Source organism: Agrobacterium vitis (assembly GCF_013426735.1).
GTDB lineage: Bacteria > Pseudomonadota > Alphaproteobacteria > Rhizobiales > Rhizobiaceae > Allorhizobium > Allorhizobium vitis_D.
Genome location: NZ_AP023272.1, coordinates 823,024 through 835,979 on the forward strand (window position 1 = coordinate 823,024; position 12,956 = coordinate 835,979).

The window sequence follows — 12,956 nt, forward strand, 5'->3', positions numbered from 1 at the left end:
CGTGTTTCGGCAGCGCGTTTCGGTAACGCGCCGCATTTTTTAGCAGGTTGGTGGCAGCATCGCCCAGGAAACTGGAATCGGTACGATGCTGTCGGTTTTTGTTTTCGCATCGGACTTTCCGAAAACCTGATTCCACGTCTCCCTGACGAACGTTAGTCCTGCTGAGCAACGCTGAGATCGCCGAGATCGGGTAGCATTCCTTCGATCCGGCCCCGGAAGCCTTCAAGGCCCTTCGGCAGCTTCAAGGCCTGACCCAGGGTTTCTGCCGGTTCATCGACGGCAAAGCCGGGATCGAGCGTGGCGATTTCAAACAACACGCCACCCGGGGAACGGAAATAGATCGAGCGGAAATAGTCCCGGTCTTTCTGTTCCGTTGTCTGCAAGCGGTGATTCTTGCGCAGTTTTTCGGCCATTTCCGCCTGTTCGGCATCGTCCTTTGCTCTGAAGGCAACGTGGTGCACCGAGCCGGCACCTGGCCGGGCGGGCAGAAATTCACCGGCTTCGCGCAGATCCACTACCCCACCGATCTCCGTGCCAGGCACATGATACCGGGTGACATAGCCTTCCTTGCCCTGCTGTTCAAAGCCGAACACATCGGTCAGGACAGCAGCCGTTGCGTCAATCTTGTCCAGCAGCAGCGTCACCCCGTGAAATCCCCGCAGCGCGTGCTCCGCAGGAATGCCCGGTGCAGCCCATGCGGCTTCGTGTTCGATGTCTTCAACACCGACCAGAGCAAGTCGCATCCCGTCCGGGTCCTTGAAGGGCAGGACTGTCTGGCCAAAGCGCTGTTCGAGCTTTTCATGCACGACGCCCTGTTCGATAAAACGGTGCGTCCAGAAGCCAAGCGAAGATTTGGGAACCCGGTAACCGGTTTCCTGGGTTTCTCCGATGCCGAGGCGGCCCGGTGCAGCATGTTCCCAAGGGAAGAAGGTCATGATCGTGCCCGGATTGCCAGCCTCATCGCCGAAATAGAAGTGATAGGTGCCGGGATCGTCGAAATTCACAGTCTTCTTGACGAAGCGCTGGCCGAGAACCCGGGTGTAGAAATCGAGATTGCGGCGGGCGGGGCCAGCAATTGCAGTGACGTGATGAATGCCATGTGCCATGTGAACTCTCCTTTGCTTGGTCAGCATTGAGGACGCCGGGCGGTTTCAATTGCCGCGTTTCGGGTTCTCTGGGCCATGAAAGCAGGTGCAGGATTGGACTTCGGTTCCCGATGTCGGCAATGATGCGGCGCTTTCGATGACCAAGAGATAGGCGCTTGGCGTTCGGATTGCAGCTGATTTTGCTTGCATTCATGCAAACTTGACTTTGCGTTGTAAGAAACCAGAATGCATTCTGGAAATAAATGCGGAGGCTTATCATGAGGGCAGCAAAATCCTTGGCCTGGGACGATCTGCGGCTCGTCAAGGCTATCGCGCAGGCCCAAGGCATGGCTGGAGCTGCAGCGGCACTGGGGATTGATCACTCCACCGTGTTCCGCAGGCTGGGCGCCCTGGAAGAGGCGCTGGGTGTACCGCTGTTTGAGCGCAGGCGCTCCGGCTACGCGCTGACGCCGACCGGGGAAGAAGCGGTGCGCACCGCCGAGCGGATCGAGGCGGAGGTCGCCCAGATGGAACGCCGCCTGCAAGGCCGGGAGATTGCGCCAGCCGGTGAAATCCGGGTGACGACGGCCGACAGTCTGCTGGTCTATTTGCTGACGCCCTTGTTTGCCCGGTTCCAGCAGGTCTATCCGGACATTCAGCTGGATGTGGTGATCGGCAATAATGCTTTGAACCTTTCGCGGCGGGATGCAGATATTGCCATTCGTGCCACGGACAATCCGCCGGACATGCTTGTCGGGCGGCGTATCGGCCTGATCGCCTGGGCACTCTACGGTCGCGGCCAGGATTTTGCCGCCTCATCCGGCCCTTCGCCGGAGGAACTCGATGCCGCTCACTGGGTTTGCCTAGGCGAAGACATGGCCGGGTTGAAAGTGGTCAAGGCGGCCAAGCAGCAGCTGGCGCCAAAACAGCTGCGCTACCGCGCCAATTCTGTGCTGGCATTGGCCGACGCAGTCGAGGCGGGTATCGGCATCGGGCATATTCCCTGTTTCATCGGCGACGTACGCCCCGCCCTGGTTCGGCTTTCGCCGACCATTCCTGATTATTCCGCCAGCCTTTGGCTGTTGACCCATCAGGACCTGCGGCATTCGCCCCGTATTCGTGTGTTCATGGATTTTATTGCCGCACAGTTGATCCCGCTGCGGCCGCTGATCGAGGGGGAACTGCCGGGCCGTTCCGACACTCTCCAACAGCGTTGATGTCGCTGGGGTCGCGGCACGGCCAGGATCAGGCCGGGGAAAGTTTACCTTGCTATGCCGTCTGCGTCTTTACGGAACAATCTTTGTCATGCATTTCCTGTTGAAAGCCGGTGGGTGAGAATTCGTTAAGATTGTTTGAATAGTGTCAGCGTAGAGAGGGTATCTTGAAACGACCGTAGAAGGTCGCTAGTAGTTTGTTGCGCCCACCGTCTGCGATGGCAGTCGCACTGTGCAAGCGCCAAGGAGTTGTGCGAGTGGAGAGTTACCCGTTGAAAAAGGTTGTCGCAGTTTTTGTTACTGCGGGTCTTGCTGCATGCGATACTCTACCGGCCTCAGGGCCGCTTTCCTCGCAGATCGAGAGCCAGGCAGGTAAGTCAAGGCAGGAGCTAAACAGGCCCAATGCATCGGTTTTCGATGTTGTTGACGTCGATCAGCGGACGGCCCGTACGGTTTCCGGTTTTTCCAATTCGATGTTCAGCCGCCGTTTCGGTATTGGCGGGCGGGCTGGCCGGGTGGTGATCGGGATTGGCGATCAGTTGAAGATCAGCATTTTCGAAGCGGGATCGGACGGGCTATTTTCAACGAGCCAGTCCAAGCAGACGACCATCGATGTGGTGATCCAGCCGGACGGAACCGGCACCATTCCTTATGTCGGACAAATCGTTCTGGCCGGGAAAACCCAGGAAGAGGCGCGCAAGGCTATTCTGGCCAAGCTGGTCAATAAAGCGGTTGAGCCTGATGTCCTTGTCACGGCAGCGGGCACCGCCTCGCGTTCCGTCACGGTTTCCGGCTCCGTCGGCAAGCCTTCGAATGTGGAGCTGACACTGGCCGGAGACAAGCTCACCGAGGTGATCGCACGGGCTGGCGGGGCTTCCAGCGAACCCTACGAATCCTACGTAACCCTGGTACGCGGCACCAAATCCGCCAGCGTGCTTTTGAAGTCGCTGATCGAAAATCCGCGTGAAAACATCTATGTCGAGCCGCGTGACCAGATCTATGTCACCCACGATCCGCGCACCTTCACCATTCTGGGTGAAGTCGAGAAGAATGGGCGTGTACCCTTCGGCGCCAATGATCTGAACCTCCTGGAAGCCATTGCGCTTGGCGGCGGCGGTTCCGACAGCAAGGTGGATGCGGAAGGCTATTTCGTGTTTCGTTATGAGGAGCCGGAAATCGTCATGGATATTCTGGGTGCCAAGCGGTTCCACGAATTGCAGTCCAAGGGCATGGTGGCGAGCAAGGATGGCCGATACCCGATCGTCTACCGGTTCAACATGCGTTCACCCGATAGCCTGATTGTCGGCCAGAGCTTCCCGATCAAGAGCCGCGATGTCATCTATGCGTCGCGTCATCCGACGGTCGATTTCACGAAATTCATGCAATTGATCGCAACCCCGGTCGGCACCGCCTCTGGCGTTCGCAGTTTGACGGATTGAGTTTAAAGGGAGCCATACCGGGAGCCATTGAAAATGGCCCCCGCTATGCCCCATCACGACAAGTCAAGTGCTTGATATATATCAAATTCTATAGGGTTGCTCTTGGTGAGCTTTTTCGGGTAGCAGATCATTCTGCTGGCGCAGGACATCGCCGTCCGGCGGGTTTTTCCTGGGTGTCGAACGATTGGTCGATGACTGTTTTGCAGGGGCTTTCGGTCGCCGCCGCGATTTTGTCGGTCCATACCTCGTGCACATAATATCGACCGTGGCTGCGACATTGGCCTCCATGTCGCGTTCGCTCGGAATACCGGCTACACCAAGCAGCACAGGTTCATAAAGACCGGCCTCGCACAGCGCCTTGAATTCCCGCGCCGCCTGCGCGCTATCGGGTGGGACAAGTTTCCCTGACATCTTCATCGTCTCGAAAATCTGTATGAAGCGGTCCAGCACCCGGCGCGGACCGATGTCGAAGTAAATCGCGCTGAGATCAGTGGCCCTGCCTGCTTCCGACACCACCAGCCGGGTAATTGCGATGATCTTAGGGCGCAGCAGCAGCCTAAGATAGTTCATTCCGAGCGCTTTCAGCGTATTCGCCGCGTCCTGCTCCTTGTCGATGACGTCCATCAAAGGGGCAAAGGCATCTTCACCCACTTGGACGACAAAAGCGGCAAAGAGATCCGCCTTGCTTGGGAAATAGCCGTAGAGCGTTCCCTTGGATCCGCCGACTTCTGCCGCCACCGCCGCCATCGATACCTGGGCATAGCCATGGCGAAGAAACATCGACCCGGCGATGTCTACAATGGCCTGGCGCTTGGCCTGGGTTCTGACACGCATGGCGCCTCCTGAAATCGTACTGGTATGTACGTTTATAACTTGACGTCTGTCACATGGCTGTATATGTACAATATCGTACGGTTATGAAAGGTCAATCCGATGACAGTCCCATTTCCAAATAAGCCTGAATTTACTGGATCGCTCTATAAGCCGGCCCGTTTTGAAGGCCAGGTTTATGATCTCGAAGTGGAGGGCAAGGTGCCCGAGGAGATCGACGGCACGTTCTTTCAGGTTGCTCCCGACCCGCAATATCCCCCAATGCTTGGAGAGGACATTTTCTTCAATGGCGATGGCGCTGTCAGCGCCTTCCGGTTCAAGAACGGCCATGTGGATTTTCAGCGTCGTTACGTGATGACCGAGCGATTGAAGGCTCAGCGCGACGCTCGCGCCTCCCTGCATGGGATCTATCGCAATCCCTTTACCAATGATCCGAGCGTCAAGGATATTTCCAACTCCACCGCCAATACCAATGTCGTTGTTCACAATGGCAAGCTGCTGGCGCTGAAGGAGGATAGCCCACCTTATGCCCTCGACCCGATCACGCTTGAAACCATCGGTCTTTATGATTTCGATGGTCAGTTGACCAGCGCGACCTTCACGGCCCATCCGAAATTCGACCCTGAAACCGGCGATCTGCTGTGTTTCGGCTACGAGGCCAAAGGCGAGGCGACCCCCGACATCGTCTATTACGAGATCGACAAGCATGGCCGGATGAAGCGTGAAGTGTGGATCACTGCACCTTATGCCGCAATGATCCATGATTTCGCGGTCACGGAGCATTTCGTGATTTTCCCGCTGATGCCGTTGACGGCGGATCTGGAGCGGATGAAGCAGGGCGGCAAGCACTTCCAGTGGCAGCCGGGTCTGGATCAGCTGTTCGGCATTCTGCGCCGGGATGGCGACGGACGTGATGTTCGCTGGTTCAAGGCGCCCAACGGCTTCCAGGGCCACACGCTGAACGCCTTCGATGACGGCGGCAGGATCTTTGTCGATATGCCCGTTACATCAGGCAATATCTTCTATTTCTTCCCGCAATCGGATGGCACGGTGCCGCCGCCGGAAACCCTGTCGTCACAGATGATGCGCTGGACTTTCGACATGCGGTCGAACGGCAACAATATCGAAGTGAAGCCGCTCACCAGTTTCGCTTGTGAGTTTCCCCGCAGCGACGACCGCTATTGCGGCCGGCAATATCGCCATGGCTTTGTGATCGCCATGGATCCCACCAAGCCCTTTGATGAAGCCCGGATCGGTCCGCGTCCGTTTCAGTTCTTCAACCAGCTGGCGCATCTGGATATCGCAACCGGAAAGACCCAGCTCTGGTTTGCCGATGACCAGTCCTGTTTCCAGGAGCCGATCTTCGTGCCGCGCCGGCCGGACGCGCCGGAAGGCGATGGCTATGTGATCGGTCTGGTCAATCGGTTGGCGGAGCGCGCCACGGATCTCCTCGTGCTGGATGCGCAACATCTGTCCGACGGTCCGATTGCGACCATCAAGTTGCCGATGCGTCTGCGCATGTCGTTGCACGGCAATTGGGTGCCTGGCGATCAGCTGAAGGCGGTTTGACGTCGCCTGAAGGACGGCATTGGGCTGAAAGCCGGGAACGATTTTCAGCCCGATGCGATAATACCAAGACTTAGAGCATCGTGCCGATTCCGATTTTCTGCACCATTTTCTACAGCGTCGCGCGTTTTATCGCGCGCATGTAAGTTGCTGTAATAACTTAAATTTTCGACATAGTTTCGCATTGGATTGAGTTCAATTTAAGGAATTATGCGGTAAGGCTTGGGACATTCGAAAGAGTATACGAAGTGTCATCTTTCATGACTCTTCTTACCAGACATCAATCCGATACCGGACCCCGTTGCCGCCTTTGAAGAGAACCGACCGCATGTCTCAAGCGTCAAAAAACACAACACGTGGCGATGTAAACCGGTGGCGGCGTCGATTTGTTTTCTTAAAAGGCCCCAGCGTCAGCTTTGCCTTGCGCACCACCCTTGCCGCCATTCTTGCCATGGCGCTCGCCACTTTGCTGCAAATTCACCATCCCTATTGGGCGGCAATGACTGTGTGGCTGGTCGCCCAGCCCACGCGTGGCCTGGTGGTCGAGCGGGGACTGGCGCGTCTGGTTGGCACTATCATCGGAGCACTTGTCGGCTTTCTCGTGCTTTGGCAATTGAGCGCGGCGCCCGGCCTGCAGCTGTCGGTGCTGATTTGCTGGGTCGCGCTGTGTGCCGCGGCTGGGTCGTTCTTTCGCCACTTCCGATCCTATGGGCTTTTGCTGGCTGGCTATACCGCTGCCGTCGTCACTATGTCGGGTCTGATCGAGCCCCAGCTTGGCCATGAACTTGCCTGGTCACGGATCGCCTGTACCCTGATCGGCGTGGTGGCTTCGCTTGTCGCCACGGTGCTTTTCGCGCCGGGGGCAACCAAGGACATGGTTCATACCCGCTCGCTGGCGCTTCTGCGTCAGGCTCTGTCGCTTTCGGCGACCTTGCTGAAAACCCGTGAGGAGACTGTGGGTGAACCCGTGCAACAGTTCTTCTCTGCGGTGGTCCAAATGGACGCCGATCTCGATACATTGGCCGCGGGCTCACTCACAGGGCATCAGCGCGCCCGGTTCGCCCGTCACATTGCCGCCGCCTCGACCATTCTTGTCACCGAAGCGATGACCGCCCGCCAACTCGAGGAACCGCAGGTGAGGGCGGAAAAGACCGCCGACACATTGGCCGTCGTCGATCAGGCGCTTGGGCGTGGTGATATCGAGGCTGCCCACGCTGCCGTCACGGCAATTGGCGATCATGCCCCGCAATTGTCCGCAGCCATGACCGCTGCGATCAGTTATTTGGCTGAGCTTTCCGCTGTCCAGCCGGTCAATCGCCTGCTGGACCTCAATGCCTTGCGCATCTCGGACAAAAGGGCGGCAGCAATTGCCTTTTGCCGGACTTTTCTGGCGCTGAGCGCCGTAGCACTGGTCTGGAAGCTCACCGGCTGGTCGCTGGGTCCGGTCATGCTCATGACGGCTGCCGTCTTCGTGACGCTGTTTTCAAGCCATGAAGCCCCTCAGCTCGCGGTTGGTGAGGCATTGAAGGGGACGCTGTGCGGCGCAACGCTTGGCATGTTCTCGCGGATCTTTCTGCTGCCGCATGCGGAAAATTCGCTGGACATGCTGTTGATGGTGGCGCCTTTCCTGGCAGTGGGCGCTTACGCCATGTCGCGTCCGAAAACCGCCAAAGCGGCCATTGATGGCAACATGTCCTTTCTGCTCGCCGCCCAGCCGGTTTTTCCGGTGGCGGTATCGCCCTGGCTTTCGGTCGAACAGACCTTGGCGATGGTGGCGGGCGTGGCGGCGGCGGCACTCGCCTTCCGGTTTGTTTTTCCGGTCAATCACCGGCTGGTGCTGACAGTGCTGCGCAACCGTTTGACGGAGGATCTTGAGGTGACGGCCCGGCTTGCAAGCCATGAACAGGTGCTGCAACGCCGCTTCAGAATGATCCAGCGCATCCTGCGCATGGGAAGTCTGCGGCTTGTTGCGCCTTCAGAAACCAGCCGGGACGTGTTTCTGCTTCTCTGCCTTGTGACCATGCTTGGCCGTCTTCTGGAGCGGCGCGGGCGCGATGACATCGCCTCGCTCGACAGGCGCTATGTCGATTTCGCACTCGAGGCACTGAAAGCGGCGCCTGAAAACTGGGAACACCATCATTCGGTCTTCTCGACCCTCCTGAAACGGGATCCGGTCCTGGTTCCCCACGCATCCCTTTGAATTCCAATTGTGGAGAAAAACAATGAACGCGATCGCTCGGTCGGAATCCTATGGCGTTTACAGCGGCCAGTATATTGGCGGCATTTGGCGTCCTGGCGCCGCAGGTGACGTCCTTAACGTCAACAATCCCTATTCCGGGGAGAGGATTGCTGAAATCGCACTGGCCTCAGTAGAGGATCTTGATGCGGCCTATTTGGCTGCCGAAGCGGCGCAGCGCGATTGGGCAGATAGGCCCGCCAGTGTAAAGAGGGATATCTTTCTGCGTGCGGCGCAGATCGTTGAACAACGGCATGCTGAAATCGTCGATATGATCATCGCCGAATCCGGCAGCACGCGCATCAAGGCCGAGATTGAATGGGCCTCGGTGCGCGATATGATGCTTGAGGTGTCCGGCATGCCGTCGCGCGTCCAGGGCCGGATTATCCCCAGCGAAGTGCCGGGCAAGGACGTGCGGGTTCATCGCGCTCCTCTCGGTGTCATTGGCGTTATCAGCCCCTGGAACATGCCGATGCATCTGTCACATCGGTCGATCGCACCGGCGCTGGCGCTCGGCAATGCAGTGGTTGTCAAGCCAGCGGAAGAGACCCCGATCAGCGGCGGGTTGATGATTGCCAAGATTTATGAAGAGGCTGGCCTGCCGGGCGGCCTCCTGAATGTGGTCGTCGGCCTTGCCGGGGTGATCGGCGACATGTTCACGCTGCATCCGGTGCCGAAATTCATTTCCTTCACGGGATCGGCGCGTGTCGGCCGACATATCGGACAGCTTGCCATGCAGGGCTCAACCTTGAAACGGGTGGGGCTTGAACTTGGCGGTAATGCGCCCTGCGTCGTGCTTGATGATGCGGATCTCGATCTGGCCGTCCGGGGCGCTCTCTTTGGCCGGTTCCTGCACCAGGGCCAGATCTGTATGAGTACCAACCGGATCATCGTCGATGCATCGATCTATGACGAGTTTGTCACCCGCTTCATTGAGCGTGCCTCCAAACTTACCTATGGTGATCCCAGTCTGATCGGCACCAATATCGGTCCGATCATCAGCAAGCGCCAGCTTGACGGTATCCTGGCAAAAATTAATGAAGCCAAGGCCTCTGGCCTTCATCTGGCATTGGGTGGTGAGCCGCAAGGCCTGGTCCTGCCGCCGCATGTGTTTATTGATGTCGATAACAATTCGACGCTGGCCCAGACTGAACTGTTTGGCCCCATTGTTCCGATCATCAAGGCTCATGGTGAGGAGGACGCGCTGAAACTCGCCAACCAGACCGAATTCGGACTTTCCAGTGCGGTTTTCACGCGCGATGAAGGGCGTGGCCTGCGGTTTGCCAAGCGCATCCATGCCGGCATGACCCATATCAACGATATTTCCGTTGCCGATAGCCCCAATGCGATGTTTGGTGGTGAAAAGAATAGTGGTATCGGGCGGTTCAACAGCGATTGGGTCATCGCGGAATTCACCTGTGATCACCTGATCACCACCCAAAGCATTCCCTTGCAATATCCCTTCTGACAGAAGGCGCTTCGTTTATCGCACGGACACGACAGCATCAGACGTTTCATAAAACGCATGATGCTGTCGTTAATAGCCGTCGGCCAGCGTTTCAGCGGCTATAAAGCATCAGGATGGTGGTGGATGCATTTTTCGCTGCGGTCTCGATTTGCGCGTCATTCGGGCGATCAATCAGGCCCCAGAGGCAGTGTTCATAAAGACCCGCCTCGGCCACTGCCTTGAACTGTAAGGCCGCCATTGCGATATCCGGGATGGCAAGCGCCTGGCGTTCGACCAGATGCTCCAGCTTTTTTTCGATCTGGTCCAGCGTGGCCCGGGGTCCATTCTGATAGAAGATCCTCCCAAGCTCTTGAAAACGTGGCGCTTCGGCAATCACCAGCCGGTTGATGGCGAGAACCTCCGGTGAAAGCAGCAGCCGCAGGTAGGCGCGCGCATAGGCCGTCAGCGATTTTTCCACATTGTCGCCAGCCTGATTGCTATCGGCCAGAGCTGCAAAGGGTTCGCGCCCTGCTTCAATCACATAGGCTTCGAACAAGGCCTCCTTAGAGGGGAAATGATTGTAAAGGGTCGATTTCGATCCGCCGACCGAGGCCGCGATCTGCGCCATATTAACGGCGCCAAATCCGTGTTCCCGGAACAGATTCCCGGCAATCGTCAGGATCTGGCGTCGTTTCGTCTCGCTTTTTGTCCGCATGGGTTCTCTGGTCGGAATACATCGAAGATGCTGATGTATCCACATCATTGAGGATCATCGCTATCCCTGATGCCTCAAGGCTTCAAGTGTTCATTCTACACGAGAACTATCCTAAAATTCTTGCCAGGTTAAGGTTCTGTGTCGCAGAAGGAACAATCTTCTTCAGGTTTGATACCCTGCGTCCAGCGTCACAGTGAGGAGATCGCGCTGCGCCGTGAGTGTCAGGTCCAGTGGATCTCCTGGCGAAAAGACCAGGGTATCGAAGCGGCGCAGGGAGATAGTTTGTCCATTGGCAATGACAGTGGCATCACTGTTGAAAACGGCCAGTGTTGTGATTGTGGTCGTGATCACTTGGCCGTGCAGCACTTCCAGATTGCCCCGTTGCATGCTGTGGCGAAAGTGGCTGCGCCGGGTCATGATATTGAGATCGATGGTTTTGCTGCCAAGATTGCGACTGGAAACGGCTAAATCGCCAGAAAAGGCGAGGGGCTTACTGCCTTGTTTGAGTGTCACATCTTTGCCGTCCGGTAATGACAGAACCATGCCATCGCCATCCAAGAGCGCAATGCTGCGATCCACACCGGGAAAGGTCGAAAAAGGGCCGTCCGCGCCGACATGGGCGATGGACAGCCGGTAATCGAAATCCTCAAGGCCGCTGCCGGGCGGAAAAATCAGGATTTCCTCGGTCATGCCCTGGCCATTCTTCCAGGGCATGCGGCGATAGTCTTCCCGACGCAGAATCTGCATCTCAATTGCCCAGAATGCCGGGAAGACGAAGGCCTTTTTCCTTGGCGCAATCCAGCGCTTCCTCATAGCCCGCATCGGCATGGCGCATCACGCCGGTGGCCGGGTCGTTCCACAACACCCGCTCCAGGCGCCGTGCTGCATCGTCGGTGCCATCGGCGCAGATCACCATGCCCGAATGCTGGCTAAAGCCCATGCCAACCCCGCCGCCATGATGCAGCGACACCCATGTGGCACCCGAGGCGCAATTAAGCAGCGCGTTCAGCAACGGCCAGTCGGATACGGCATCCGAGCCATCCTTCATCGCTTCGGTTTCGCGGTTGGGTGAGGCGACGGAGCCGGAATCCAGATGGTCACGGCCAATGACAACAGGAGCTTTCAGCTCGCCGCTGCGGACCATTTCGTTGAAGGCCAGACCCAGTTTATGGCGATCACCAAGACCCACCCAGCAGATGCGGGCAGGCAGGCCCTGAAAGGCAATGCGCTCGCGCGCCATATCCAGCCAATTGTGCAGGTGCTTGTTGTCGGGCAACAGTTCCTTCACCTTGGCATCGGTCTTGTAAATATCCTCTGGATCACCCGAAAGGGCAGCCCAGCGGAACGGACCAATGCCCCGGCAAAACAGCGGACGGATATAGGCAGGCACAAAGCCGGGGAAGGCAAAGGCATTTTCCAGCCCTTCTTCCTTGGCGACTTGGCGGATATTGTTGCCGTAATCCAGCGTCGGCACGCCCATGTTCCAAAAATCCACCATGGCGGCGACATGCACTTTCATCGAGGCGCGGGCGGCACGCTCCACCGCTTTCGGATCGCTCTCCTGCTTGGCGCGCCATTCGGCCACGGTCCAGCCGGAGGGCAGATAACCATTGATCGGGTCGTGGGCCGAGGTCTGGTCGGTGACAATATCGGGACGGATACCACGCTTGACCAGTTCCGGGAAAATATCGGCAGCATTGCCAATCAGGCCTACGGATTTGGCTTCTCCCGCCTTGGTCCATTGGTCAATCAGCGCTAAGGCTTCATCCAGCGTGTGGGCCTTGGCATCGACATAGCGCGTGCGCAGACGGAAATCGACACGGGTTTCATCGCATTCCACCGCAAGGCAGCAGGCCCCGGCCATAACGGCGGCGAGAGGCTGCGCGCCACCCATGCCGCCGAGACCGCCGGTTAGTATCCACTTACCTTTAAGGCTACCATCATAATGCTGGCGGCCCGCTTCCACGAAGGTTTCATAAGTTCCCTGCACAATGCCTTGCGTGCCAATATAGATCCACGAGCCTGCGGTCATCTGGCCATACATGGCCAGCCCCTTCTTATCCAGCTCGTTGAAATGGTCCCATGTGGCCCAATGGGGAACGAGGTTGGAATTGGCAATCAGCACCCGTGGCGCATCTTTATGGGTTTTGAACACGCCGACTGGCTTGCCCGATTGCACAATCAGGGTTTCTTCTTCGGTCAGGGTTTTCAGCGTGGCAACAATGCGGTCAAAATCTTCCCAGGTGCGGGCGGCGCGGCCAATGCCGCCATACACCACCAGCTCATGCGGACGCTCGGCCACGTCGGGGTCGAGATTGTTCATCAACATGCGTAAAGGCGCTTCGGTCATCCAGCTCTTGGCCGAAAGCTCCGTGCCGGTCGCGGCCCGCACATCGCGGATATTGTGGCGTGGGTTGGTCATG

General features: G+C 57.7%; 10 protein-coding genes. 5 read left to right on the plus strand and 5 right to left on the minus strand.

What is annotated here, in order from left to right:
- Positions 1-152: 152 nt before the first annotated feature.
- Positions 153-1,106, minus strand: a complete 954-nt coding sequence (locus H1Y61_RS03740; protein WP_180573740.1) for a ring-cleaving dioxygenase — start codon at positions 1,104-1,106, stop codon at positions 153-155.
- Between the two features lie 257 nt (positions 1,107-1,363).
- On the opposite strand from H1Y61_RS03740, the gene H1Y61_RS03745 reads away from it, so the two are divergent.
- Both H1Y61_RS03745 and H1Y61_RS03750 read left to right on the plus strand, forming a co-directional pair.
- The gene (locus H1Y61_RS03745) at positions 1,364-2,302 is read left to right on the plus strand and encodes a LysR family transcriptional regulator (RefSeq protein WP_180573741.1); all 939 of its coding nucleotides are present in this window, start codon (positions 1,364-1,366) and stop codon (positions 2,300-2,302) included.
- A 269-nt stretch (positions 2,303-2,571) separates the two neighbouring features.
- A complete protein-coding gene (locus H1Y61_RS03750) occupies positions 2,572-3,738 on the plus strand; it encodes a polysaccharide biosynthesis/export family protein (protein WP_180573742.1) in 1,167 nt (388 codons plus the stop codon).
- An 81-nt stretch (positions 3,739-3,819) separates the two neighbouring features.
- Here H1Y61_RS03750 and H1Y61_RS03755 read toward each other — a convergent pair whose 3' ends face one another.
- Positions 3,820-4,572, minus strand: coding sequence for a TetR/AcrR family transcriptional regulator (locus tag H1Y61_RS03755; RefSeq protein WP_180573743.1), 753 nt, complete (start codon positions 4,570-4,572; stop codon positions 3,820-3,822).
- Between the two features lie 99 nt (positions 4,573-4,671).
- Here H1Y61_RS03755 and H1Y61_RS03760 point away from each other — a divergent pair, with 99 nt between their 5' ends.
- From H1Y61_RS03760 to H1Y61_RS03770, 3 genes are all read left to right on the plus strand, one after another.
- Positions 4,672-6,138 (plus strand): carotenoid oxygenase family protein, encoded by a 1,467-nt coding sequence (locus H1Y61_RS03760; protein WP_012654221.1) that lies wholly within the window; start codon positions 4,672-4,674, stop codon positions 6,136-6,138.
- Between the two features lie 418 nt (positions 6,139-6,556).
- Complete coding sequence (locus H1Y61_RS03765) at positions 6,557-8,335, plus strand: FUSC family protein (protein ID WP_180573744.1); 1,779 nt, start codon at positions 6,557-6,559, stop codon at positions 8,333-8,335.
- A gap of 22 nt (positions 8,336-8,357) precedes the next feature.
- On the plus strand, positions 8,358-9,839 hold the full coding sequence (locus H1Y61_RS03770; protein ID WP_174112958.1) for an aldehyde dehydrogenase family protein: 1,482 nt from the start codon (positions 8,358-8,360) through the stop codon (positions 9,837-9,839).
- Between the two features lie 91 nt (positions 9,840-9,930).
- Here the strand turns inward: H1Y61_RS03770 and H1Y61_RS03775 are convergent, their stop codons facing one another.
- From H1Y61_RS03775 to hutU, 3 genes are all read right to left on the minus strand, one after another.
- Positions 9,931-10,533, minus strand: a complete 603-nt coding sequence (locus H1Y61_RS03775; RefSeq protein ID WP_174112960.1) for a TetR/AcrR family transcriptional regulator — start codon at positions 10,531-10,533, stop codon at positions 9,931-9,933.
- A 162-nt stretch (positions 10,534-10,695) separates the two neighbouring features.
- A complete protein-coding gene (locus H1Y61_RS03780; protein ID WP_174112962.1) occupies positions 10,696-11,280 on the minus strand; it encodes a HutD/Ves family protein in 585 nt (194 codons plus the stop codon).
- Between the two features lies 1 nt (position 11,281).
- Positions 11,282-12,955, minus strand: a complete 1,674-nt coding sequence (gene hutU, locus H1Y61_RS03785; RefSeq protein WP_180573745.1) for a urocanate hydratase — start codon at positions 12,953-12,955, stop codon at positions 11,282-11,284.
- Between the last annotated feature and the right edge of the window lies 1 nt (position 12,956).

Coding starts and splice junctions, on each gene's coding strand:
- H1Y61_RS03740 (WP_180573740.1), bottom strand. CDS start 1,106: ATGGCACATGGCATTCATCACGTCACTGCAATTGCTGGCCCCGCCCGC.
- H1Y61_RS03745 (WP_180573741.1), top strand. CDS start 1,364: ATGAGGGCAGCAAAATCCTTGGCCTGGGACGATCTGCGGCTCGTCAAG.
- H1Y61_RS03755 (WP_180573743.1), bottom strand. CDS start 4,572: ATGCGTGTCAGAACCCAGGCCAAGCGCCAGGCCATTGTAGACATCGCC.
- H1Y61_RS03760 (WP_012654221.1), top strand. CDS start 4,672: ATGACAGTCCCATTTCCAAATAAGCCTGAATTTACTGGATCGCTCTAT.
- H1Y61_RS03770 (WP_174112958.1), top strand. CDS start 8,358: ATGAACGCGATCGCTCGGTCGGAATCCTATGGCGTTTACAGCGGCCAG.
- H1Y61_RS03775 (WP_174112960.1), bottom strand. CDS start 10,533: ATGCGGACAAAAAGCGAGACGAAACGACGCCAGATCCTGACGATTGCC.
- H1Y61_RS03780 (WP_174112962.1), bottom strand. CDS start 11,280: ATGCAGATTCTGCGTCGGGAAGACTATCGCCGCATGCCCTGGAAGAAT.
- hutU (WP_180573745.1), bottom strand. CDS start 12,955: ATGACCAACCCACGCCACAATATCCGCGATGTGCGGGCCGCGACCGGC.